General features: G+C 70.9%; 19 protein-coding genes and 2 pseudogenes. 17 read left to right on the top strand and 4 right to left on the bottom strand.

Annotated elements, in window-relative coordinates; translation table 11 throughout:
- Positions 1-39: 39 nt before the first annotated feature.
- From AB0P06_RS15775 to AB0P06_RS15695, 17 genes and pseudogenes are all read left to right on the top strand, one after another.
- Positions 40-594, top strand: coding sequence for an NADH-quinone oxidoreductase subunit B family protein (locus AB0P06_RS15775; RefSeq protein ID WP_363607835.1), 555 nt, complete (start codon positions 40-42; stop codon positions 592-594).
- On the top strand, positions 591-1,337 hold the full coding sequence (locus tag AB0P06_RS15770; protein WP_363607834.1) for an NADH-quinone oxidoreductase subunit C: 747 nt from the start codon (positions 591-593) through the stop codon (positions 1,335-1,337). Before AB0P06_RS15775 ends, AB0P06_RS15770 begins: the two co-directional genes overlap by 4 nt.
- Positions 1,337-2,677 (top strand): NADH-quinone oxidoreductase subunit D, encoded by a 1,341-nt coding sequence (locus tag AB0P06_RS15765; protein ID WP_363607833.1) that lies wholly within the window; start codon positions 1,337-1,339, stop codon positions 2,675-2,677. The genes AB0P06_RS15770 and AB0P06_RS15765 overlap by 1 nt, the downstream gene beginning before the upstream one ends.
- The gene (gene nuoE / locus AB0P06_RS15760; protein WP_363607832.1) at positions 2,674-3,414 is read left to right on the top strand and encodes an NADH-quinone oxidoreductase subunit NuoE; all 741 of its coding nucleotides are present in this window, start codon (positions 2,674-2,676) and stop codon (positions 3,412-3,414) included. The genes AB0P06_RS15765 and nuoE overlap by 4 nt, the downstream gene beginning before the upstream one ends.
- Positions 3,414-4,775 (top strand): NADH-quinone oxidoreductase subunit NuoF, encoded by a 1,362-nt coding sequence (nuoF, locus tag AB0P06_RS15755; RefSeq protein ID WP_363607831.1) that lies wholly within the window; start codon positions 3,414-3,416, stop codon positions 4,773-4,775. The genes nuoE and nuoF overlap by 1 nt, the downstream gene beginning before the upstream one ends.
- Positions 4,772-7,300 carry an NADH-quinone oxidoreductase subunit G gene (locus tag AB0P06_RS15750; RefSeq protein WP_363607830.1) on the top strand — a complete coding sequence of 843 codons (2,529 nt, stop codon included), beginning with the start codon at positions 4,772-4,774 and terminating at the stop codon, positions 7,298-7,300. The genes nuoF and AB0P06_RS15750 overlap by 4 nt, the downstream gene beginning before the upstream one ends.
- Positions 7,297-8,640, top strand: coding sequence for an NADH-quinone oxidoreductase subunit NuoH (nuoH, locus tag AB0P06_RS15745; protein WP_363607829.1), 1,344 nt, complete (start codon positions 7,297-7,299; stop codon positions 8,638-8,640). Before AB0P06_RS15750 ends, nuoH begins: the two co-directional genes overlap by 4 nt.
- A gap of 95 nt (positions 8,641-8,735) precedes the next feature.
- Positions 8,736-9,212: pseudogene (gene nuoI, locus AB0P06_RS15740) on the top strand (NADH-quinone oxidoreductase subunit NuoI); the annotation flags it as partial.
- A gap of 32 nt (positions 9,213-9,244) precedes the next feature.
- On the top strand, positions 9,245-10,147 hold the full coding sequence (locus AB0P06_RS15735) for an NADH-quinone oxidoreductase subunit J (protein ID WP_363607828.1): 903 nt from the start codon (positions 9,245-9,247) through the stop codon (positions 10,145-10,147).
- Positions 10,144-10,443 (top strand): NADH-quinone oxidoreductase subunit NuoK, encoded by a 300-nt coding sequence (nuoK, locus tag AB0P06_RS15730; protein WP_363607827.1) that lies wholly within the window; start codon positions 10,144-10,146, stop codon positions 10,441-10,443. Before AB0P06_RS15735 ends, nuoK begins: the two co-directional genes overlap by 4 nt.
- A 14-nt stretch (positions 10,444-10,457) precedes the next feature.
- Positions 10,458-12,353 carry an NADH-quinone oxidoreductase subunit L gene (gene nuoL / locus AB0P06_RS15725; protein WP_363607826.1) on the top strand — a complete coding sequence of 632 codons (1,896 nt, stop codon included), beginning with the start codon at positions 10,458-10,460 and terminating at the stop codon, positions 12,351-12,353.
- A 37-nt stretch (positions 12,354-12,390) separates the two neighbouring features.
- Positions 12,391-14,046 carry an NADH-quinone oxidoreductase subunit M gene (locus AB0P06_RS15720; protein ID WP_363607825.1) on the top strand — a complete coding sequence of 552 codons (1,656 nt, stop codon included), beginning with the start codon at positions 12,391-12,393 and terminating at the stop codon, positions 14,044-14,046.
- On the top strand, positions 14,043-15,680 hold the full coding sequence (gene nuoN, locus AB0P06_RS15715; RefSeq protein WP_363607824.1) for an NADH-quinone oxidoreductase subunit NuoN: 1,638 nt from the start codon (positions 14,043-14,045) through the stop codon (positions 15,678-15,680). Before AB0P06_RS15720 ends, nuoN begins: the two co-directional genes overlap by 4 nt.
- Positions 15,681-15,904: 224 nt before the next feature.
- Positions 15,905-16,915, top strand: coding sequence for a polyprenyl synthetase family protein (locus AB0P06_RS15710; RefSeq protein ID WP_363607823.1), 1,011 nt, complete (start codon positions 15,905-15,907; stop codon positions 16,913-16,915).
- 134 nt (positions 16,916-17,049) lie between these two features.
- Entirely contained in the window at positions 17,050-17,712 is a 663-nt protein-coding gene (locus AB0P06_RS15705) for a response regulator transcription factor (protein ID WP_363607822.1), read from the top strand.
- A gap of 319 nt (positions 17,713-18,031) precedes the next feature.
- Positions 18,032-20,011: a 2-oxoacid:acceptor oxidoreductase subunit alpha gene (locus AB0P06_RS15700; RefSeq protein ID WP_363607821.1), complete on the top strand. Its 1,980-nt coding sequence runs from the start codon at positions 18,032-18,034 to the stop codon at positions 20,009-20,011.
- On the top strand, positions 20,008-21,060 hold the full coding sequence (locus tag AB0P06_RS15695; protein WP_363607820.1) for a 2-oxoacid:ferredoxin oxidoreductase subunit beta: 1,053 nt from the start codon (positions 20,008-20,010) through the stop codon (positions 21,058-21,060). The genes AB0P06_RS15700 and AB0P06_RS15695 overlap by 4 nt, the downstream gene beginning before the upstream one ends.
- 80 nt (positions 21,061-21,140) lie before the next feature.
- On the opposite strand, the gene AB0P06_RS15690 is transcribed toward AB0P06_RS15695, so the two are convergent.
- The 4 genes and pseudogenes from AB0P06_RS15690 to AB0P06_RS15675 form a co-directional block, all read right to left on the bottom strand.
- A complete protein-coding gene (locus AB0P06_RS15690) occupies positions 21,141-21,521 on the bottom strand; it encodes a VOC family protein (protein WP_363607818.1) in 381 nt (126 codons plus the stop codon).
- Positions 21,522-21,773: 252 nt separating this feature from the next.
- Positions 21,774-22,904: a methyltransferase domain-containing protein gene (locus AB0P06_RS15685; protein ID WP_363607817.1), complete on the bottom strand. Its 1,131-nt coding sequence runs from the start codon at positions 22,902-22,904 to the stop codon at positions 21,774-21,776.
- Between the two features lie 10 nt (positions 22,905-22,914).
- Positions 22,915-23,037, bottom strand: a complete 123-nt coding sequence (locus tag AB0P06_RS15680; protein WP_363607816.1) for a hypothetical protein — start codon at positions 23,035-23,037, stop codon at positions 22,915-22,917.
- A 488-nt stretch (positions 23,038-23,525) separates the two neighbouring features.
- A pseudogene (locus AB0P06_RS15675) lies at positions 23,526-23,711 on the bottom strand (DUF6879 family protein); the annotation flags it as partial.
- Between the last annotated feature and the right edge of the window lie 4 nt (positions 23,712-23,715).

The raw sequence follows: 23,715 nt of genomic DNA, 5'->3' as shown, positions 1-23,715 counted from the left end.
GGACGAACCACCGGACTTGATGGCATTGAGAGGGATCTGATGGGAATCGAGGAGAAGCTGCCGAGCGGCTTTCTGCTCACCAGTGTGGAGACGGCCGCGGGCTGGGTGCGCAAGGCGTCGCTCTTCCCGGCCACCTTCGGACTGGCCTGCTGCGCGATCGAGATGATGACCACCGGGGCCGGCCGCTACGACCTGGCCCGGTTCGGCATGGAGGTGTTCCGGGGCTCACCCCGGCAGGCCGATCTGATGATCGTGGCGGGTCGGGTGAGCCAGAAGATGGCCCCGGTGCTGCGCCAGGTGTACGACCAGATGGCCAACCCGAAGTGGGTCATCTCGATGGGCGTCTGCGCCTCCTCGGGCGGGATGTTCAACAACTACGCGATCGTGCAGGGCGTCGACCACATCGTCCCGGTGGACATCTATCTGCCGGGTTGTCCGCCCCGCCCGGAGATGCTGATGGACGCCATCCTGAAGCTGCACGACAAGATCCAGCACGAGCCGCTGGGCGTGAACCGGCGCCGGGCCGAGGAGCTGGGCGAGGCGCTGGCGCTGCGGGCCACCCCGGTGAGCGAGATGCGGGGGCAGCTGCGATGAGCGAGCCGACCAAGCCCACCGAACCCGCCGAGTCCGCCGAGCTCACCGGGGCCGGCGTCCCCGTCACCCGCCGGGAGATCCCGGTCGAGGTGGTCGGCACCCGCCAGGGCATGTTCGGCGCCCGGGACAGCGGTGACACCTCCGGCTTCGGCGGCCTCACCGCCCCCGTGGTGCTGCCCGGCCCGAGCGAGCGCCCGTACGGCGGCTGGTTCGACGAGGTCGCGGACGAACTGGAGGGCGCCCTGGAGGAACAGGGCCTCGACCCGGTCGACGTGATCGGGAAGACCGTCGTCGACCGCGGCGAACTCACCTTCCACATCGACCGCGAGCACCTGCTGCGGACCGTCCGCACCCTGCGCGACGACCCGGCGCTCCGCTTCGAACTCTGTCTCGGGGTGAGCGGCGTGCACTACCCCGGTGACAAGGGCCGCGAGCTGCACGCGGTCTACCACCTGCGCTCGATCACCCACGGCCGGCTGATCCGGCTGGAGGTCACCGCGCCGGACTCCGATCCGCGCGTCCCGTCGGTGGTCAGCGTCTACCCGACCAACGACTGGCACGAGCGCGAGGTCTACGACTTCTTCGGCCTGGTCTTCGAGGGCCACCCGGCGCTCACCCGGATCATGATGCCGGACGACTGGCCGGGCCACCCGCAGCGCAAGGACTACCCGCTCGGCGGCATCCCCGTCGAGTACAAGGGCGCCCAGATCCCGGCGCCCGACCAGCGGAGGTCGTACAGCTGATGAGCACCCGGCACTACGAAGAGGCAGCAGAGGCAGAGGCCCGTGAGACCACCGAGGGCCGGGTCTTCACCGTCACCGGTGGCGACTGGGGCGAGGTGGTGGAGGCGGTCGGCCGGGCCGACGACGAGCGCATCATCGTCAACATGGGCCCCCAGCACCCGTCCACCCACGGCGTGCTGCGGCTGATCCTGGAGATCGACGGCGAGACGGTGAAGGAGGCCCGCTGCGGCATCGGCTACCTCCACACCGGCATCGAGAAGAACATGGAGTTCCGCAACTGGGTCCAGGGCACCACCTTCGTGACCCGGATGGACTACCTGACCCCGCTGTTCAACGAGACCGCGTACTGCCTGGCGGTCGAGAAGCTGCTCGGCATCACCGACGACATCCCGGACCGGGCCACCGTCATCCGCGTCCTGATGATGGAGCTCAACCGGATCGCCTCGCACCTGGTCTGCCTGGCCACCGGCGGCATGGAGATCGGCTCCACCACGCTGATGATCTACGGCTTCCGCGACCGCGAACTCATCCTGGACGTCTTCGAACTGGTCACCGGCCTGCGGATGAACCACGCGTACGTCCGCCCCGGCGGCCTCGCCCAGGACCTGCCGCCCGGCGCCGTCGACCAGATCCGCGAAACGGTGAAGACCATCCGCTCGCGGATGCACGAGTACGACAAACTCGCCACCGGCAACCCGGTGTTCAGGGCCCGCCTGGTCGACGTCGGCTTCCTCGACCTGGCCGGCTGCCTGGCCCTCGGCGCCACCGGCCCGATCCTGCGGGCCACCGGCCTGCCGCACGACCTGCGCAAGTCCGACCCCTACTGCGGGTACGAGAACTACGACTTCGAGGTGGCGACCGCCGACAGCGCCGACTCCTACGGCCGCTTCCTGATCCGTCTGGAGGAGATGAAGCAGTCGCTGCGGATCGTCGAGCAGTGCCTGGACCGGTTGCGGCCCGGCCCGGTCATGGTGGCCGACAAGAAGATCGCCTGGCCCGCCCAACTGGCCGTCGGCCCGGACGGGGTGGGTAACTCGCTCGACCACATCCGCAAGATCATGGGCACCTCGATGGAGGCCCTGATCCACCACTTCAAGCTGGTCACCGAGGGCTTCCGGGTCCCGGTGGGACAGGCGTACACGGCGGTCGAGTCGCCCAAGGGCGAGTTGGGTGTGCACGTGGTCAGCGACGGCGGGACACGCCCGTACCGGGTCCACTTCCGGGACCCGTCGTTCACCAATCTGCAGTCGATGGCGGCGATGTGCGAGGGCGGCCAGGTCGCCGACGTGATCGTCGCGGTGGCCGGGATCGACCCGGTGATGGGAGGCGTGGACCGGTGACAGACGTCCAGTTGGGGATGCCGGCGATGCCGGCCGGGCCGTACCCGGAGGAGGTACGCGCCCGGCTGGCCGCCGACGCGAAGGAGCTGATCGGCCGCTATCCGGTGGCCCGGTCGGCGCTGCTGCCGCTGCTGCACCTGGTCCAGGCCGAGGAGGGCTTCGTCAGCCCGACCGGCATCCGGTTCTGTGCCGAGCAGTTGGACCTCACCACCGCCGAGGTCACCGCCGTCGCCACCTTCTACACCATGTACCGGCGCCGGCCGGCCGGGAAGCACCACGTCGGGGTCTGCACCAACACCCTCTGCGCGGTGCTCGGCGGCGACCAGATCTTCGAGGAGCTCCAGCAGCACCTCGGGATCCGCAACAACGAGACCACCGAGGACGGCGAGATCTCGATCGAGCACATCGAGTGCAACGCCGCCTGCGACTACGCCCCCGTGGTGATGGTCAACTGGGAGTTCTTCGACAACCAGACCCCGGAGAGCGCCAAGCGGCTGGTCGACGAGCTGCGAGCGGGCCGGGAGGTCCGCCCCACCCGCGGCGCCCGGCTCTGCGACTTCAAGGAGTCGGCCCGGATCCTGGCCGGCTTCCCCGACGAGCGCCCCGGTGCCGTGGACGAGTCCGGAGCGGGCGGCGCGCCCTCGCTCGCGGGCCTGCGTCTGGCCAGGGGCGAGGCCCTGCCCGGCACCGGCGGCACCAAGGTCGTCTCGCCCCGGCACGAAGGGACGGAAGCGTGATGACCTCCGCCGAGCCGGCCGAGAAGCTGCTCACCCCGGTACTCTCCGCCTCCTGGGACGACGCCCGGCCCTGGACGCTCGACACCTACCGCCGCCACGCCGGCTACGAGGGCCTGAAGGCCGCCCTCGCGATGGCACCGGACGACGTGATCGCCCTGGTCAAGGACTCCGGTCTGCGCGGCCGCGGCGGCGCCGGCTTCCCCACTGGCCTGAAGTGGCAGTTCATCCCGCAGAACGACGGCAAACCGCACTACCTCGTGGTCAACGCGGACGAGTCCGAGCCGGGCACCTGCAAGGACATCCCGCTGCTGTTCGCCAACCCGCACGCGCTGATCGAAGGCATGATCATCGCCTCCTACGCGATCCGCTGCGACCACGCCTTCATCTACCTGCGCGGCGAGGTCGTCCCGGTGCTGCGCCGGATCCAGGCCGCCGTCGCCGAGGCCTACCGGGCCGGGCTGCTCGGCAAGGACATCATGGGCTCCGGCGTCGACCTCGACATCACCGTGCACGCGGGCGCCGGCGCGTACATCTGCGGCGAGGAGACCGCGCTGCTCGACTCGCTGGAGGGCCGCCGCGGCCAGCCCCGGCTGCGGCCGCCGTTCCCGGCCATCGCCGGCCTCTACGCCTGCCCGACGGTGGTCAACAACGTCGAGTCGATCGCCTCGGTGCCGCCGATCCTGGCCAAGGGCAAGGAGTGGTTCAAGGGCCTGGGCACCGAGAAGTCCCCCGGTTTCACGCTCTACTCGCTCTCCGGGCACGTCACCAACCCCGGCCAGTACGAGGCCCCGCTCGGCATCACCCTGCGCCAGCTGCTGGACGTCAGCGGCGGCATCCGGCCCGGGCACCGGCTCAAGTTCTGGACCCCGGGCGGCTCGTCCACCCCGATGTTCACCGACCAGCACCTGGACGTCCCGCTCGACTACGAGGGCGTCGGCGCGGCCGGCTCGATGCTCGGCACCAAGGCCCTGCAGATCTTCGACGAGACCACCTGCGTGGTCCGCGCCGTCACCCGCTGGACCGAGTTCTACGCCCACGAGTCCTGCGGCAAGTGCACGCCCTGCCGCGAAGGCACCTACTGGCTGGTCCAGTTGCTCAAGCGGATCGAGGGCGGCTCGGGCGTCGACGGCGACCTGGAGAAGCTGCTCGACATCGCCGACAACATCAACGGCAAGTCCTTCTGCGCGCTCGGCGACGGCGCGGCCAGCCCGATCGTCTCCTCGCTCCAGTACTTCCGGGCCGAGTACGAGCAGCACCTCGCCGAGCGCCGCTGCCCGTTCGACCCGGCCGCCTCCACCGTCTGGGCCGACGCCCACCGCTCCGGCCACCAGTCCGCCACCGAAAGGGAGGTGCACGCGTGACGATCACAGAGCCATCCACCTCCAAGGCCGCGGTCGACCTGGTCACGCTCACCATCGACGGCGTCGAAGTGCAGGTCCCCAAGGGGACGTTGGTGATCCGGGCCGCCGAGCAGATCGGCACCCAGATCCCGCGCTTCTGCGACCACCCGCTGCTCGACCCGGCCGGCGCCTGCCGGCAGTGCATCGTCGAGGTCGAGGGCCAGCGCAAGCCCGTCGCCTCCTGCACCATCCCGGTCGCCGAGGGCATGGTGGTCCGGACCCAGCTCAGCTCGCCGGTCGCCGAGAAGGCGCAGCGCGGCGTGATGGAACTGCTGCTGATCAACCACCCGCTGGACTGCCCGGTCTGCGACAAGGGCGGCGAGTGCCCGCTGCAGAACCAGGCGATGTCCTCCGGCGCCGCCGACTCCCGCTTCGAGGGGATGAAGCGCACCTACGAGAAGCCGATCCCGCTCAGCACCCAGGTGCTGCTGGACCGCGAGCGCTGCGTGCTCTGCGCCCGCTGCACCCGCTTCTCCCAGCAGATCGCCGGGGACCCGTTCATCGACCTGATCGAGCGCGGCGCGCTCCAGCAGGTCGGCATCGGGGACGCGGAGCCGCTCGACTCGTACTTCTCCGGCAACACCATCCAGATCTGTCCGGTCGGCGCGCTCACCTCGGCGGCCTACCGCTTCCGCTCCCGGCCGTTCGACCTGGTCTCCTCGCCGAGCGTCTGCGAGCACTGCTCCTCCGGCTGCGCCCAGCGCACCGACCACCGGCGCGGCAAGGTGCTGCGCCGGCTGGCCGGCGAGGACCCGGCGGTCAACGAGGAGTGGAACTGCGACAAGGGCCGGTTCGCCTTCCGCTACGCCCAGCAGCGGGACCGGATCACCACCCCGCTCGTCCGCGACCCCGCGACGGGTGAACTCGTGCCCGCCTCCTGGCCGGAGGCGCTGGCCAGGGCCGCCGAGGGCCTGCGCGGCACCCGGGCCGCCGAGGGCCTGCGCGGCACCCGGGCCGGGGTGCTCACCGGCGGCCGGAGCACCGTCGAGGACGCCTACGCCTACGCCAAGTTCGCCCGGGTGGTGCTCGGCACCAACGACGTGGACTTCCGGGCCCGCCCGCACAGCGGCGAGGAGGCGGACTTCCTGGCCGCCGCCGTCGCCGGGCGCGGTACCGATGTCGACGGCACGGGCGTGACGTACGAGGAACTGGAGGCGGCGCCGGCGGTGCTGCTCGCGGGCTTCGAGCCCGAGGAGGAGTCGCCGATCGTCTTCCTGCGGCTGCGCAAGGCCAACCGCGCCCGCGGCCTGAAGGTGTTCTCGGTCGCCGCGTACGGCTCCCGCGGCCTGGCCAAACTGCGCGGCGCGCTGCTGCCCGCCGCCCCGGGCACCGAGACCGAGTGGCTGACCGCGCTCGCCGCCGACGAGCCGCTCGGCGACGACGCCGGCCGCGCCGCCGAACTGCTGCGCACCCCCGGCGCCGTCATCCTGGCCGGTGAGCGGCTGGCCGCCGTCCCCGGTGCGCTCACCGCCGCGCTGCGCCTCGCGCACGCGACCGGCGCCCGGCTGGCCTGGATCCCGCGCCGGGCCGGTGAGCGCGGCGCCGTCGAGGCCGGCGCACTGCCCGGGCTGCTGCCCGGCGGCCGTCCGGTCCACGCCCCGGTCGCCCGCGCCGAGGCCGCCGCCGTCTGGGGCGGGGCCGAACTGCCGACCCGGGTCGGCCGGGACACCGCGCAGATCCTCGCGGCCGCCGCCCACGGCGACCTGGACGCGCTGCTGGTCGGCGGCGTCGACCCGGACGACCTGCCGGATCCGGCGCAGGCCGAGGAGGCGCTGGCCGCCGTCCGGTTCCTGGTCTCGCTGGAGCTCCGCCCGTCCGCCGTCACCGCGCACGCCGATGTGGTGCTGCCGGTCGCCGCGGTCGCCGAGAAGGCCGGCACCTTCCTGGACTGGGAGGGCCGGGTGCGGATGTTCGAGGCCGCGCTCAAGCCGGACCAGCAGATGGGCCGTCATCTGCACCCGGACCTGCGGGTGCTGAACATGCTGGCGGACGCGCTGGGCCACCGGCTCGGCCTGCCCGACGTGCGGGCCGCCCGGCTGGAGCTGGACCGGTTCACACCGTGGACCGGCGACCACCAGACGGCCCCCGCCGCGCACCCCGCGCCGCTGCCCCGGCCGGCCACCGGCCAGGCGGTGCTGGCGGGCTGGCGCCAGCTGCTGGACAACGGCTCGCTCCAGCAGGGGGACCAGCACCTCGCCGGCACCCGGCACGCGGCCGTCGCCCGGATCTCCCCGGTCACCGCGAAGGAGGTCGGCGCGGTCGAGGCCCTGCGGCTGACCGGGCCGGCCGGCTCGCTCACCCTGCCGCTGGAGATCACCGGCTCGATCCCGGACCGCACGGTCTGGATCCCGCTCAACTCCACCCCGGGCGGCGCCTACCGGACCCTCGGCACCACGGTCGGCCACCTGGTCACCATCGCCGCGGCCACCGTCTCCGACAGCGCCCCCGACAGCGCCACCGCCGCGACCCCCGAGGAGGAGCAGTGAACCTCGCCGCGTACGAGACCCTGGGCTTCTTCGGCCGCGACCCCTGGTGGCTGGTGCTGCTCAAGGCGGTCTTCTGCTTCGCCTTCCTGGTCGGCACCGTGCTGATCGCGATCGTCTGGGAGCGCAAGGTGGTGGCCTGGATGCAGCTGCGCATCGGGCCCAACCGGCACGGCCCCTGGGGCATGCTGCAGTCGCTCGCCGACGGCGTGAAGCTGGCGCTGAAGGAAGACCTGGTGGTCAAGGGCGCCGACAAGGTCGTCTACATCCTGGCCCCGATCGTCTGCGCGATCCCCGCCTTCATGGCCTTCGCGGTGATCCCGTTCGGCCCGGCCGGCGACGAGGTGTCGATCTTCGGCACCCGGACCCCGCTGCAGCTGACCGACTTCCCGGTGGCGCTGCTGTACATCCTGGCCACCGCCTCGGTCGGCATCTACGGCATCGTGCTGGCCGGCTGGTCGTCCGGCTCGACCTATCCGCTGCTCGGCGGGCTGCGTTCGTCCGCGCAGATGATCAGCTACGAGATCGCGATGGGCCTGTCCTTCGCGGCGGTGTTCATCTACTCGGGTTCGATGTCCACCTCGGAGATCGTCTCCTCGCAGCAGCCGACCTGGTTCGCGGTGCTGCTGCCGGTGTCGTTCATCGTCTACATCATCTCCATGGTCGGCGAGACCAACCGGGCGCCGTTCGACCTCCCGGAGGCCGAGGGCGAACTGGTCGGCGGCTTCAACACCGAGTACTCCTCGCTGAAGTTCGCGATGTTCATGCTGGCCGAGTACGTCAACATGGTCACCGTCTCGGCCGTCGCCTCCACGCTCTTCCTGGGCGGCTGGCGGGCGCCCTGGCCGGTCTCCACCTTCTGGGAGGGGGCCAACCACGGCTGGTGGCCGATGCTCTGGATCATTCTGAAGATCCAGCTGCTGCTCTTCTTCTTCATCTGGCTGCGCGGCACCCTGCCCCGGCTGCGCTACGACCAGTTCATGAAGCTGGGCTGGAAGGTCCTGATCCCGGTCTCGCTGGTCTGGCTGGTGATGGTGGCCAGCGTCCGGGCCCTGCGCAACGAGGGCTACGGCTTCGGCGAGGTGGTGCTGTACGTCGGCGCCCCGGTCGCCGCGATCCTGCTGCTCGCCCTGGTGCGGGACTTCGCGAAGCGCCCGCCGGAGCCCGCCGCGACAGCGGCCGAGGGGGCGCCGCCCGCCGAGCGGTTCGACCCGATGGCGGGCGGGTACCCGGTGCCCCCGCTGCCCGGGCAGGAGCTCCCGCCGGTCCCGCGCCGGCGCAGCCGCGCCCCGAAGCAACTCCAGGACGCCCTCAACGGGGCCGACCATTCCGAAGGGAGCTGACCGCGATGTCGTCCGACGAGACAACCGGGCCCGACCCGACCGAGAGGCCGTCCGTCCTCGGACCGGCCGCCGGCTTCGGCGTGACCTTCAAGGCCATGTTCAAGAAGCGGCTCACCGAGCAGTACCCGGAGCAGAAGAAGCCCACCGCTCCGCGCTTCCACGGCCGCCACCAGCTGAACCGGCACCCGGACGGCCTGGAGAAGTGCGTCGGCTGCGAGCTGTGCGCCTGGGCCTGCCCGGCCGACGCGATCTACGTCGAGGGCGCGGACAACCGGGACGAGGAGCGCTACTCGCCCGGCGAGCGGTACGGCGCGGTCTACCAGATCAACTACGCCCGCTGCATCCTCTGCGGGCTCTGCATCGAGGCCTGTCCGACCCGCGCGCTCACCATGACCAACGAGTACGAGCTGGCCGACTCCTCCCGCAAGGACCTGATCTTCACCAAGGAGCAGCTGCTGGTCGGCCTCTCCGAGGACATGGTCGACACCCCGCACGCGATCTACCCGGGCGCCGACGAGGGCGCCTACTACCGGGGCGAGATCATCGCGGCGGCGCCCGGGACGGTCCAGCAGGAGCGCACCGAGCGCGAGAAGGAGGTGCGGTAGTGGCCGCCACCGTCCTGGCCGGGAGCAGCACGGTCCTTGCCGTCACCGGGACGACCTCCACCGGGGAGGCCGTCCAGTTCTGGGTGCTCGCGGTGATCGCCGTCGGCGGCGCGCTCGGCATGCTGCTGATGAGGAAGGCCGTGCACAGCGCGCTCTGCCTGGCCGCCACCATGATGGCGCTGGCGGTCTGTTACATGGCGCAGGGCGCGGTCTTCCTGGGCGTGGTGCAGATCGTGGTCTACACCGGCGCGATCATGATGCTGTTCCTGTTCGTGGTGATGCTGGTCGGTGTCACCAGCGCCGACTCGATGAAGGAGCAGCTGAAGGGGCAGCGGTTCGCCGCGCTCCTGTGCGGGCTCGGCTTCGGCGTGCTGCTGGTCGCCGGGCTCGCCAACGCCAAGCTGGACACCTTCGCCGGCCTCGCCGAGGCCAACGCCGAGGGCAACGTCCAGGGCCTGGCCCGGCTGATCTTCACCAAGTACGTCTGGGCCTTCGAGGTCACCGGCGCGCTGCTGATCACGGCGGCGATCGGCGCCATGGTGCTCACCCACCGCGAGCACGTGAAGGCCCCGAAGACCCAGCGCGAGCTGGCCGCCCAGCGGGTCAAGGACAACATCCAGCTGCCGCCGCTGCCCGCGCCCGGCGTCTACGCCCGGCACAACGCGGTGGACATCCCCGGCCTGCTGCCGGACGGCACCATCGCCGAGGACTCGGTGATGGAGACCCTGCGCGAGCGCGGCCAGATCCGCGACGTCAGCCAGGAGATGCTGCGGCGGATGGCCGAGCTGGAGTCCACCACCGCCGACTGGCTGGGCCGCCCGCCGTCCGAGCGCCCGCCGGCCACCGGCCCGCGCAGGTCGCTGGAGCCGGTCCCGACCAACCACGAGGAGGGCACGGAGTGAATCCGGTCAACTACCTGTATCTCTCCGCCCTCCTGTTCACCATCGGCGCCTCCGGCGTCCTGATCCGGCGGAACGCGATCGTCCTGTTCATGTGCGTGGAGCTGATGCTCAACGCCTCGAACCTCGCCCTGGTCACCTTCTCCCGGCTGCACGGCAACCTGGACGGCCAGATCATCGCGTTCTTCACCATGGTGGTCGCGGCGGCCGAGGTCGTGGTCGGCCTCGCCATCATCGTCGCCATCTTCCGGACCAGGCACTCCGCTTCGGTCGATGACAGCAACCTGATGAAGCTGTAGGCGGAGGACCTTCGGTGAACTCTCTCATTCCGCTGCTCGTGGCGGCTCCGCTGGCCGGTGCGGCTCTGCTGCTGCTCGGCGGCCGGGCCTTCGACCGGTTCGGCCACTGGCTGGCCACCGCGCTCGCCGCGCTCTCGTTCGGCTTCGGGCTGGCGCTGTTCGCGTCCATGCTGGGCCGCGACGCCGAGCAACGCGCCGTCACCACACGCCTGTTCAGCTGGGTACCGGTGAACGGCTTCCAGGCCGACATCGCGTTCCGGCTCGACCAGCTCTCCATCACCTTCGTCCTGCTGATCACCGGTGTCGGCACGCTGATCCACCTCTACTCGGTGGGGTACATGGCGCACGACGAGCGCCGGCGCCGTTTCTTCGCGTACCTCAACCTGTTCCTGGCGGCCATGCTGCTGCTGGTGATCGCGGACAACTACCTGCTGCTGTACTTCGGCTGGGAGGGGGTCGGGCTCGCCTCGTACCTGCTGATCGGCTTCTGGCAGCACAAGCCGAGCGCCGCGACGGCCGCCAAGAAGGCGTTCATCGTCAACCGCGTCGGCGACCTGGGCCTCTCCATCGCGATCATGCTGATGTTCGCCGAGTTCGGCTCCTTCGCCTTCGAGCCGGTCTTCGGGGCGGCGGACCAGGCGAGTGAGGGCAAGCTGACCGCGATCGGCCTGATGCTGCTGCTGGCGGCCTGCGGCAAGTCCGCCCAGGTGCCGTTGCAGTCCTGGCTCGGGGACGCCATGGAGGGCCCGACCCCGGTCTCGGCCCTGATCCACGCGGCCACCATGGTGACCGCCGGCGTCTACCTGATCACCCGCTCCGGTGCGATCTTCAACCTGGCGCCGGACGCCCAGACCGCCGTCGTGGTGGTCGGCGCGGTCACCCTGCTCTTCGGTGCGATCGTCGGTTGCGCCAAGGACGACATCAAGAAGGCCCTGGCCGGCTCGACCATGTCGCAGATCGGCTACATGGTGCTGGCGGCCGGCCTCGGCCCGATCGGCTACGCCTTCGCGATCATGCACCTGGTGACCCACGGCTTCTTCAAGGCCGGGCTCTTCCTCGGCGCCGGTTCGGTCATGCACGGCATGAACGACGAGGTGGACATGCGGCGCTACGGAGGCCTGCGGAAGTACATGCCGGTCACCTTCGTCACCTTCGGCCTCGGCTACCTGGCCATCATCGGCTTCCCGGGGCTGTCCGGCTTCTTCTCCAAGGACAAGATCATCGAGGCGGCCTTCGCCAAGGGCGGCACCGAGGGCTGGATCCTCGGCCTCTGCGCCCTGACCGGCGCCGCGGTCACCGCGTTCTACATGACCCGGGTGATGCTCCTGACCTTCTTCGGCGAGAAGCGCTGGCAGCCGGACGAGAAGGGCCAGGAACCGCACCCGCACGAGTCGCCGAAGACCATGACCATTCCGATGATCCTGCTCGCCTTCGGCTCGGTCTTCGCCGGTGGGCTGTTCACCCTGAACAGCGGCTTCCTCACCTGGCTGGAGCCGGTCACCGGCCACGACGAGGGCCACTCGCCGCTCGCCCCGCTGGTGGTCACCCTGCTCACCACGGCCTGCATGCTCGCCGGGGTGGCGGTCTCCTACCTGATGTACGGCCGCTCCGCCGTCCCGGTGGTGCCGCCGGTCGGCTCGCCGCTCACCCGGGCCGCCCGCCGGGACCTCCTCCAGGACGACTTCAACCACGCCGTCCTGGTCCGCCCCGGCTCGGCGCTCACCGCGGCGCTGGTCTACTTCGACAGCCGGGGCCTGGACGGCTTCGTCAACGGCCTGGCCGCCGTCATCGGCGGCGTCTCCAGCCGCCTGCGGCGGATCCAGAACGGCTACGTCCGCTCGTACGCGCTCTCCATGTTCGGCGGCACGCTGGTACTGGTCGCCACGACTCTCCTGATGAGGTCCGTCTGATGGACAGGAAACAAACAGGCCGTCAGGGAGGTAAGGCATGAGTGCCCTGCTGACCGCCACCTGCGCCGTCCCGGCGGCCGGCGCGGTGCTGACCGCCGCGCTGCCGGCCGGGTCCAGCGAGGCCCGGCGGCGGACCACCAAGGCCGTCGCCCTGGGCGTCTCGGCCGTCACCCTGGCGCTGGCGGCCGTGGTGACCGCCCGCTTCGAGCCCGGCGGGGCGCGCTACCAGCTGACCGAGTCCTACAGCTGGATCCGCTCCTTCGGCATCACCTTCTCGCTCGGCGTGGACGGCATCGGCGCCGTGCTGGCCCTGCTCACCGCCGTCCTGGTGCCGGTCGTGATGCTGGCCTCCTGGCACGACGCCGATCCTGGAGCGGCCGCGCCCGCCAACGGGCAGGAGGGGCCCGGCCCCACCGCACCGGACGGCACCTTCGAGAACAGGCGTCGCACGCAGGGCTTCTTCGCCCTGATCCTGGCGGTCGAGGCGATGGTGATCGTCTCCTTCTACGCCACCGACGTCTTCGTGTTCTACGTCTTCTTCGAAGCCATGCTGATCCCGATGTACTTCCTGATCGGCGGCTTCGGCGACCGGGCGGGCGGCCCCGACTCGGCGCGCCAGCGCTCGTACGCGGCCGTGAAGTTCCTGCTCTACAACCTGCTCGGCGGCCTGGTCATGCTGGCCGCCGTGATCGGCCTGTACGTGATCGCGCAGGAGCAGGGCTTCGCCACCTTCGACCTGCCGACCCTCACCTCGGCGATCGCCGACGGCCGGCTGGTGCTCGGCGGCACCGCGGAGAAGGCGCTGTTCCTCGGCTTCTTCTTCGCCTTCGCGGTGAAGGCCCCGCTCTGGCCGCTGCACACCTGGCTGCCGAACGCGATGGGCGAGTCCACCGCCGGAACGGCCGTCCTGATCACGGCGGTGGTGGACAAGGTCGGCACCTTCGCGATGCTCCGCTTCTGCCTCGGGCTGTTCCCGGACGCCTCCAGGACCTTCGCCCCGGCGATCCTGGTGCTCTCGGTGATCGGGATCATCTACGGCGCGCTGCTGGCCATCGGCCAGAAGGACATCAAGCGGCTGGTCGCGTACGCCTCGATCTCGCACTTCGGCTTCATCATCATGGGCATCTTCGCGCTGACCAGCCAGGGTCAGAGCGGGGCCACCCTCTACATGGTCAACCACGGCATCTCCACCGCCGCGTGGATGCTGGTGGCCGGCTTCCTGATCTCCCGCCGCGGCTCGCGCCTGATCGCCGACTACGGCGGGGTGCAGAAGGTCGCCCCGGTGCTCGCCGGGACGTTCCTGATCGGCGGCCTGGCCACCCTCTCGCTGCCCGGGCTCGCGCCCTTCGTCAGCGAGTTCCTGGTGCTGGTCGGCACGTTCACCCGTTACCCGGCGATCGGCATCGTCGCCACCTTCGGCATCGTGCTCGCCGCGCTGTACGCCCTGATGCTCTACCAGCGCACCATGACCGGCCCGGTCAAGGCCGAGGTGCGCGGGATGCCCGACCTCAAGGTGCGCGAACTCGCCGTCGTCGCCCCGCTGGTGGCGCTGACCATCCTGCTCGGTGTCTACCCGAAGCCGCTCACCGACATCATCAACCCGGCGGTGGACGCGACGCTGTCGCAGGTCCACGAGACCGACCCGGCACCGGCCCACCCGGTCGCCGCCACCTCAGGAGGTGAGCACAAGTGAGCACCACCGGATGGCTCGCCGCCGCCGGCGGCAGCACGCCCAGCATTCCGGCGCCGCACATCGAGTACGGCCAGCTCTCCCCGATGCTGGTGGTGTTCGGCGCCGCCGTGGCCGGCATCCTGCTGGAGGCCTTCCTGCCCCGGCGCCACCGGTACTGGGCGCAGGTCTCGCTGGCCCTGGCCGGCCTGGCCGGCGCGTTCACCGCCGTGGTGGTGCTCGCCGCGCAGGGCTACGGCTCCACCAAGGTCGACCTGCTCGCCATGGGCTCGGTCGCGCTCGACGGCCCCGCGCTCTTCCTCCAGGGCGTGATCCTGCTGGCCGCCGTGGTCGCGGTGCTCACCTACGCCGAGCGGAGGCTGGAGCCGAGGGCCGGGGGAGTGGCCGTCGACGCGTTCGTCGCCCAGGCCGCCGCCACCCCGGGCGGCGAGCAGGAGCGGTCCGCGGTCCGGGCCGGCTTCGCCACCACCGAGGTCTTCCCGCTCACCCTGTTCGCGGTCGGCGGCATGCTGCTCTTCCCCGCCGCCAACGACCTGCTGACCATGTTCGTGGCGCTGGAGGTCTTCTCCCTCCCGCTCTACCTGCTCTGCGCGCTGGCCCGGCGCCGCCGGCTGCTGTCCCAGGAGGCGGCGGTCAAGTACTTCCTGCTCGGCGCCTTCGCCTCGGCGTTCTTCCTGTTCGGCACCGCCCTGCTGTACGGCTACGCGGGCAGCGTCCGGCTCGGCGACATCTCGGACGTCATCTCCGGGAAGGCGCTGGCCACCCCGGCGCTGCTGAACACCACCCAGAACGACGCGCTGCTGCTGATCGGCCTGGCGCTGCTCGCCGTCGGCCTGCTCTTCAAGGTCGGCGCGGTGCCCTTCCACTCCTGGATCCCGGACGTCTACCAGGGCGCGCCGACGTCGGTCACCGGCTTCATGGCGGCCGCCACCAAGGTCGCCGCCTTCGGCGCCTTCCTGCGGCTGTTCTACGTCGCCTTCCCCGGCCTGCGGCTGGACTGGCGGCCGGTGATGTGGGGCGTGGCCATCCTCACCATGGTGGTCGGCGCGGTGCTGGCCGTCACCCAGCAGGACGTGAAGCGGCTGCTCGCCTACTCGTCCGTCGCGCACGCCGGGTTCATCCTGACCGGCGTGATCGCCACCAACAAGCAGGGCCTCGGCTCGGTGCTGTTCTACCTGCTGGCGTACTCCTTCGTGACGCTCGGCGCCTTCGCCGTGGTCACCCTGGTGCGCGACTCCAAGGGCGAGGCCACCCACCTGTCCAGCTGGGCGGGGCTGGGCCGGCGCTCGCCGCTGCTCGCGGCGGTCTTCGCGCTGTTCCTGCTGGCCTTCGCGGGGATCCCGCTCACCTCGGGCTTCACCGGGAAGTTCGCGGTCTTCCAGGCCGCGGCGGCCGGCGGGGCGACCCCGCTGGTGATCGTGGGTGTGCTCAGCTCGGCGGTGGCCGCGTTCTTCTACATCCGGGTCATCGTGCTGATGTTCTTCTCCGACCCGCAGCCCGGCGGCCCGACCGTCGCCGTGCCCAGCGCCTTCACGATCACCGCGATCGGGGCCGGCGTCCTGGTCACCCTCGGCCTCGGCCTGCTGCCGCAGTACTTCCTGGACCTGGCGTCGAAGGCCGCGCTCTTCGTGCGCTGAGACCCCCGGCCGGAGGCATCCGTCGTCCGGGCCGCGCCGTTGTCCGCGCGGCCCGGACGCGTCGTGTCCGGCATCCGTCCTGATCAGGGCATCCGGCCCGATCATGACAGGATCCGCACGCCCGTGCAGTGATCCACTCGTGACCGGATACCCTGCCTGTATGGCCAGCGGCGGCACTCAGGGACCAGGCCGCTAGATCGACCAGGGACAGAGGAGTGGTCTTCGTGACCGTCGTGGGACCCTTTGGGCTCAGCGTGCAGGACCGCGATCTCACCCGCGACGTCCAGGCCGGGATGGACGCGGTGGAGACCGCGCTCACCGAGGCGGTGAAGAGTGACGTCCCCTTCATCACCATCACCGCCAGCCACCTGATCGAGGCGGGCGGCAAGCGCTTCCGCCCGCTACTGGTGATGCTCGCCGCCCAGTTCGGTGACCCGGGCGCGCCCGGCGTGGTGCCGGCCGCCGTCGTCGTCGAGCTCACCCACCTCGCCACGCTCTACCACGACGACGTCATGGACGAGGCCCCCGTGCGCCGCGGCGCCCCCAGCGCCAACTCGCGCTGGGACAACTCGGTCGCCATCCTCACCGGCGACTTCCTCTTCTCCCGCGCCTCCCAGGTGCTCGCCGACCTCGGCCCGGAGGCCGTCCGGCTCCAGGCCGACGCGTTCGAGCGGCTGGTCACCGGCCAGATCCTGGAGACCGCCGGCCCCGGCCCGGACGACGACCCGCTGGACCACTACCTGGCCGTGCTGGCCGGCAAGACCGGTTCGCTGATCGCGGTCTCCTGCCGGATCGGCGCGCTGATGGCCGGCGCGGAGCCGTGGGTGACCGACATCCTCGCCGAGTACGGCGAGCGGATCGGCACCGCGTTCCAGCTGGCCGACGACGTGCTGGACATCGCCAGCGACGGCGACGAGTCCGGCAAGACCCCCGGCACCGACCTGCGCGAGGGCGTGGCCACGCTGCCGACCCTGCTGCTCCAGCAGATGCCGGTGGACGAGTCCGACCCGGCCGACCGGCGGCTGCACGAGCTGCTCACCCTCGACCTCGCCGACGACGAGCTGCACGCCGAGGCGCTGCGGCTGCTGCGCCGCCACCCCGCGCTGGAGCGCGCCCGCCGGGAGACGCTGCGGCAGGCCGAGGCGGCCCGGGCCCTGCTCGACCCGCTGCCGGACTGCCCGGCCAAGGCGGCGCTGCAGGAGCTCTGCGACTCGGTGGCCATCCGCACCATGTGAGGTGTCGCCCGTGAGGTGCTGCGGTGAGGTGCTGCGGTGAGGTGCTGCCCCGGCATGATTTTCCGCCCGGGCAGGACCGAGGATAGGGGAGACTGACACCCGTCAGCCCAGCCCAGCCCAGCCGGAAGGCCACCATGCTTCGCGTCGTCATCGCCGAGGACTCCGTACTGCTGCGGGAGGGCCTGACCCGGCTGCTCACCGATCGTGGCCTGGAGGTCGTGGCGGGCGTCGGGGACGCCGAGGCGCTGCTGAAGGCCATCCACGACCTGGCCGCCGCCGGCGCCCTGCCGGACGTCGTGGTCTCGGACGTCCGGATGCCCCCGACCCACACCGACGAGGGCGTGCGGGCCTGTGTCGCGCTCCGTGCCCAGTACCCGGAGCTGGGTGTGCTGGTGCTGTCGCAGTTCGTGGAGGAGCGGTACGCCTCCGAGCTGCTGGCCGGCTCCACCCGGGGCGTGGGGTATCTGCTGAAGGACCGGGTCGCCGAGGTGCGCGAGTTCGCGGACGCGGTGGTCCGGGTCGCCGGGGGTGGCACCGCACTGGACCCCGAGGTGGTGCAGCAGCTGCTCATCCGCAGCCGCAAGAGCGATGTGCTGGCCGGCCTCACCCCGCGTGAGCGCGAGGTGCTGGGGCTGATGGCCGAGGGCCGGACCAACACGGCGGTGGCCAGGCAACTGGTCGTCTCGGACGGCGCGGTGGAGAAGCACGTCAGCAACATCTTCCTCAAGCTCGGCCTCGCCCAGAGCCCCGAGGACCACCGCCGGGTGCTGGCGGTGCTCACCTATCTCAACTCCTGAGCGTGCTTGACCACTTTTGAGCGCCCTTGAGCGCTGTTGAGCCCGGGGGGCCGGGGGCCGGGGGGGGCTTGGGGGCGTTTGCCGGGGGGCCGCTCGTTCCCGGCCCCGGCTGCCCCGACTTCCGTTCCGGGCCTGCGCGGTATGACCGTCACCCCGGTCGGTGTTCTATCGAAAGTGTGGTGTCGTTCTGTATTTCCCGCCGCATGCGGCCGTTCCCGCCAGCGGCGATACCCGGCCGCATAGGATGCGAGAGGTGCACCAGGCGGACGGGGCACACGGCTCACGCCCGCGGCTGGTGCCCACGAGGAGGTCCGCGGCAGTGACCAGTCAGGTCGATCAGTCAGAGGCAGTGGACGGCTCGGACGGCGACGAGGGCCGCTCCGGGCCCGGTGCGGGCCAGGCCGGTCCCACCGCGCCGGACAGTCCGCAGCCCAGGCGTCCCAAACCGATCCGCCGGCTGGACCGGGTGATCATCCGGTTCGCCGGGGACTCCGGTGACGGAATGCAGCTCACCGGCGACCGTTTCACCTCCGAGACGGCGTCCTTCGGCAACGACCTCTCCACCCTGCCCAACTTCCCGGCCGAGATCCGGGCCCCCGCCGGTACCCTGCCCGGCGTCTCGTCCTTCCAACTGCACTTCGCCGACCACGACATCCTGACCCCGGGGGACGCGCCGAACGTCCTGGTCGCGATGAACCCGGCCGCTCTCAAGGCCAACGTCCCCGATCTGCCGCGCGGCGCGGAGATCATCGTCAACACCGACGAGTTCACCAAGCGGGCGCTCGCCAAGGTCGGTTACCCGGCCGACCCGCTGGCCGACGGCTCGCTGGAGGCGTACCACCTGCACAAGGTGCCGCTGACCACGCTGACCCTGGAGGCGCTCAAGGACAGCGGACTGGCCCGCAAGGACGCCGAGCGGGCCAAGAACATGTTCGCCCTGGGCCTGCTCTCCTGGATGTACCACCGCCCCACCCACGGCACCGAGTCCTTCCTGCGCGGCAAGTTCGCCAAGAAGCCGAAGATCGCCGAGGCCAACATCAGCGCCTTCCGGGCCGGCTGGAACTTCGGCGAGACCACCGAGACCTTCGCCGTCTCCTACGAGGTGCCGCCGGCCAAGCTGCCCGCGGGCCGCTACCGCAACATCTCCGGGAACCTCGCGCTCTCCTACGGCCTGATCGCCGCCGCCCAGCGCTCGGGGCTGCCGCTCTACCTCGGCTCCTACCCGATCACCCCGGCCTCGGACATCCTCCACGAGCTGAGCCGGCACAAGAACTTCGGCGTGCGCACCTTCCAGGCCGAGGACGAGATCGCGGGTATCGGCGCCGCCCTCGGTGCGGCCTTCGGCGGCGCGCTCGGCGTGACCACCACCTCCGGCCCGGGGGTGGCCCTGAAGAGCGAGACCATCGGCCTGGCCGTCTCGCTCGAACTCCCGCTGCTGGTGGTCGACATCCAGCGCGGCGGCCCGTCCACCGGTCTGCCGACCAAGACCGAGCAGGCGGACCTGCTCCAGGCGATGTTCGGCCGCAACGGCGAGGCGCCGGTGCCGATCGTCGCCCCCGCCACCCCGGCCGAGTGCTTCGACGCGGCCCTGGAGGCGGCCCGGATCGCGGTCACCTACCGCACCCCGGTCTTCCTGCTCTCGGACGGCTACCTGGCCAACGGCTCCGAGCCCTGGCGGATCCCCGAGGTCGACGAACTCCCCGAGATCGCACCCGACTTCGCCACCGGCCCGAACCGCGAGGACGGCGCCTTCTGGCCCTACCAGCGCGACCCGCGGACGCTCGCCCGCCCCTGGGCGGTGCCCGGTACGCCCGGCCTGGAGCACCGCATCGGCGGCATCGAGAAGCAGGACGGCACCGGCAACATCTCCTACGACCCCGCCAACCACGACTTCATGGTCCGCACCCGGCAGGCCAAGATCGACAACATCGCCGTGCCGGACACCGAGGTCGACGACCCCGACGGCGAGGCCCGCGTCCTGGTGCTGGGCTGGGGCTCGACGTACGGTCCGATCACCGCGGCGGTGCGGCGCGTCCGGGCGGACGGCGGCCGCATCGCCCAGACGCATCTGCGCAACCTCAACCCGTTCCCGGCCAACCTGGGGACGGTACTGAGGAGTTACGACAGGGTGATCGTCCCCGAGATGAACCTCGGACAGCTGGCGCTGCTGCTGCGCGCCAAGTACCTGGTGGACGCGGAGTCCTACAACCAGGTGCGCGGACTTCCCTTCAAGGCGGCCCAGTTGGCGGACGTGCTGCGGGCGGCGATCGGCACCCTGGACGAGGAGGACAACCGATGAGTGACACGTTTCCCTCGTTGAAGCTCGTGCCGAAGGACGAGGCGAAGCAGACCGCCAGGGACTTCAAGACCGACCAGGAGGTGCGCTGGTGTCCCGGCTGCGGGGACTACGCCATCCTGGCGGCCGTGCAGTCCTTCATGCCGGAGCTGGGGATCCGGCGGGAGAACACCGTCTTCGTCTCCGGGATCGGCTGCTCCTCGCGGTTCCCGTACTACATGAACACCTACGGAGTGCACTCGATCCACGGGCGCGCGCCGGCGATCGCGACCGGGCTCGCCTCGTCGCGGCAGGACCTCAGCGTCTGGGTGGTGACCGGGGACGGCGACGCGCTCTCGATCGGCGGCAACCACCTGATCCACGCGCTGCGACGGAACGTCAATCTGAAGATCCTGCTGTTCAACAACCGGATCTACGGTCTCACCAAGGGCCAGTACTCGCCGACCAGCGAACTCGGCAAGATCACCAAGTCCACGCCGATGGGCTCGCTGGACGCCCCGTTCAACCCGCTCTCGCTGGCCATCGGCGCGGAGGCCACCTTCGTCGCCCGGACCATCGACTCCGACCGCCAGCACCTGCAGTCCGTGCTGCGGGCGGCCGCCGAGCACGAGGGCACCGCGCTGGTCGAGATCTACCAGAACTGCAACATCTTCAACGACGGCGCCTTCGAGGTGCTGAAGGATCCGGGCACGCGGGACGAGGCGCTGATCCGGCTGGAGCACGGGAAGCCCATCCGGTTCGGCGCGGATGCCGCCCAGGGCGTCTTCCGGGCCGCCGACGGCGAGCTGTTCGTGGGCGCGGTCACCCCGGAGAACGAGTCCGCCGTGCTCGTCCACGACGCGCACGCGGCCGGCCCGGCCACGGCGTTCGCGCTCTCCCGGATCGCCGACGCGGACGCCCTGCACCACACCCCGATCGGCGTCCTGCGGAGCGTCCGGCGCCCGGTCTACGACGAGCTGATGGCGAGCCAGCTGGCCACCGCCGCCGCCCACCGCGGCCCCGGCGACCTGGCCGGCCTGCTGGCGGGCAACGACACCTGGACGGTCGACTGATCGTCCCTGGTCCTGCTCGTCGTTCAGCCTCGTGGTGAGGCGGTGCCCCTGGCCCGGCCAGGGGCACCGCTGTCTGCCCGCTACCGCTGGACCCACTCGACGAGCTGGACCACCACGCCGTTGGGGTCGGTGACCTGGAACAGCCGCTCACCCCACGGCTCCTCCCGCAGCGGCATGGTGATCTCCACGCCCTCCCCCCGCAGCCGCTCCTCCTCCCCGGCCAGGTCGTCGACGGTGAACGCCAGGATCAGCCCGGCGGCGTGCTGGTCCCGGAACCCCTCGGGCAGCACGTCGAGGCCGCGCCGCAGGTAGACGACGTTGAGCCCGGCGCTCTCGTGGCCGAGCGAGACGAAGCCGTCGGCCGCCATCTGCTCGGCGAACCCGAAGTGCCGCTGGAGGAAGGCGGAGGAGGTGGCGACGTCCTCGACGGTGAGTGAAACGGCGGAGGAGTTGATCTGCACGATGGGCCCTCTCGTCGGCGATTATCCCGTACGCGGTACACTATACATAGTACGGAGAATTTCGCCGGAGATCGGCCAGGTGCGATCGAGAGCGGTTTCCGAGGGGCGGTCGGGTCCGGTGGACGTGGTCTCGACGACTCGGGAACCAGCCTGCCCTCGGTGTCGTCGATCTCCCCGGTCCGGACCCGGACGGACACGCTCAGCCATATGTTCACTCTGGAACCGGCGTGCTTCCAGCGGCTCGTCCTGGCGTCAGCCGACGGGGTGGTCGGGGCTGTCCAGCCAGACGGTCTGGCCCCCGTCCGGGCCGACGGTCAGCCCGAAGCGGGTCAGTTCCGGCTTGCCTTCCTTCAGCCACCACAGCCGGGCGGCGCAGACCTCGTCCCAGATTCGGCGGGGCCCGGTCTGCTGAACGGCGTCTCCGGCATCCCATCGCCGATGGCGCGCGGAGGCCCAGGAGCCCTCGCTGTCGGAGAGCTGCACGCGGTAGGTGCCCTGCGGATCCTCGCTGTCCCAGGTGTGCACGGAGCGAACTCCGGGCACCCGCAGGCCGATGGCGAACGCCGCGTGGACGTTCTCCTCGGCAAGGTCCGGATCCATCGGGGACGCGCTGTCACGTACCGGCCCGACGCCCGGAGCCGTCACGGCGTGCGGTCGTTGTGCCCGCATCCACATGAAGCTGACGTTCTCCACGAACCGGCCGTGCGACTCCCGGCCCGGACCGCCGACGACCAGCCGGAGCAGCCCGGCGTTGGCGTACGGCGTACCCCAGGGCGTCACGACGACCCCGCCGGGCTCGGTCTGCTCGATCCATGGGAGAGGCACGTGCCGTACCGCTGCCGTGGAGTGGATGCGGTTGTAGGGGGCGGTGGAGGCATGGCCGGCCAGGCCGTCGCCCACCGCGAGGCGGGGCGTGAACCGGGCGGCCTTCAGCCGGCGCGCCGCCTCGGCGGCGACGCCCGGGTCGATCTCCACCGTGGTCACGCCGGCGTCGCCGAGTCGGGCGGACAGCAAGGCGCTCGTCCAGCCGGTACCGGTGCCGATGTCCAGCACGGTCTGCCCCTCGGCGAGGTCGAGGTGGCGGAGCATCATCGCGACCAGGGAGGGCATGGAGGCCGACGAGGTGGCGACGCCGGGGCCGTCGGAATCCCCGTCGTCCAGCTGCGTCACGACCACGTCGTCGGCGTTGACCAGCTCCCACCAGCCGTGCGGATCCCGGCCCTTGGCGACCAGGCGATAGCCGCTGGGTGTGCCCTCGTCCGGCGCCCAGACGGCATCCGGAATGAAGGCAGAGCGCGGGGCGCGCTCGAACGCGCCCCGCCACTCTTCGCCCAGCGCACCGGACTTGGTCAGTTCGGCGACCAACTGCGCGTTCTTGTTCATCGGCTCGCGCCTACTTCTTCTCCTCGTCCGGGCCGGGCGGCGGTACGGGCCTCTTCCACTGGCCGTCCGACTCCTTCGGCGACTGCTGCTTGTCGCCGGAGCTGCCGCCCTTGCCGTCGTCGTGCTTACCCATGGGGGTTCTCCGCTCGTGTACGGGTTTGCCCGTCGGTCCTGACACGGCTCGGGCCGGTGCCGCGCCGAGGAGCCGCCGTTCTGTGGCGGTTTCTCCTCCTGCTGAATCCCTTTCCTGGAGAAGAAGATAAGGGAGTGAGTTCGTGCCCTTCAAGGGGATTTCCGTAGTGGACTAAAGATCTTTCCGATGTGTCGCAGCCCGGGTCGCCAGGGGCTCTCTGGAGTTTTCTCCGAATATTGCCAGGTCTTCGTACAGTGTGAATATGTCCAAGTGTTCGGCGAAATCCCGGGCATTGCTAAATGCGATTCGCCCGGTGAAGGTCTCCACGGTCGCCAATCGATCGTCATGAACGGTGAAGGTATTCATCGGGCCACGCCCCGGAACCGCTCCTCGGCCAGATCCGCGGGCGCTTCAAGCGCTCGAAGGCCGCGGAGCATTTCCGCCAGATCGGCTGTGGACCGATCCAGCTGCTCGGGGTCGAACGTCACTCACCCACGCTCTTCCAGGAATTCCAGGAAGGGCGGGTCGAGGATCCGGATGTCCTCCCCGGCCGCGATGTTGTGGCGGTAGTGCGCGAACTCGAATCGAAGGTGGTCCGTCAGGGGCCGGGTGAGGACGTGGACCCGGCCCACGCGGCGGCCGTTGCTGCGGTAGCCCTTGACATGGTCGGTCCGCGCG

It is taken from the genome of Kitasatospora sp. NPDC088351 (assembly GCF_040685575.1).
GTDB lineage: Bacteria > Actinomycetota > Actinomycetes > Streptomycetales > Streptomycetaceae > Kitasatospora.
The sequence above is the reverse complement of the archived record's forward strand: the minus strand, read 5'-3'. Positions and strand labels throughout refer to the sequence as shown.

Excerpts from the sequence above, each read along its gene's own strand:
- AB0P06_RS15775 (WP_363607835.1), top strand. The coding sequence starts at position 40 with ATGGGAATCGAGGAGAAGCTGCCGAGCGGCTTTCTGCTCACCAGTGTG.
- AB0P06_RS15770 (WP_363607834.1), top strand. The coding sequence starts at position 591 with ATGAGCGAGCCGACCAAGCCCACCGAACCCGCCGAGTCCGCCGAGCTC.
- AB0P06_RS15765 (WP_363607833.1), top strand. The coding sequence starts at position 1,337 with ATGAGCACCCGGCACTACGAAGAGGCAGCAGAGGCAGAGGCCCGTGAG.
- nuoF (WP_363607831.1), top strand. The coding sequence starts at position 3,414 with ATGACCTCCGCCGAGCCGGCCGAGAAGCTGCTCACCCCGGTACTCTCC.
- AB0P06_RS15720 (WP_363607825.1), top strand. The coding sequence starts at position 12,391 with ATGAGTGCCCTGCTGACCGCCACCTGCGCCGTCCCGGCGGCCGGCGCG.
- AB0P06_RS15705 (WP_363607822.1), top strand. The coding sequence starts at position 17,050 with ATGCTTCGCGTCGTCATCGCCGAGGACTCCGTACTGCTGCGGGAGGGC.
- AB0P06_RS15695 (WP_363607820.1), top strand. The coding sequence starts at position 20,008 with ATGAGTGACACGTTTCCCTCGTTGAAGCTCGTGCCGAAGGACGAGGCG.
- AB0P06_RS15685 (WP_363607817.1), bottom strand. The coding sequence starts at position 22,904 with ATGAACAAGAACGCGCAGTTGGTCGCCGAACTGACCAAGTCCGGTGCG.
- AB0P06_RS15680 (WP_363607816.1), bottom strand. The coding sequence starts at position 23,037 with ATGGGTAAGCACGACGACGGCAAGGGCGGCAGCTCCGGCGACAAGCAG.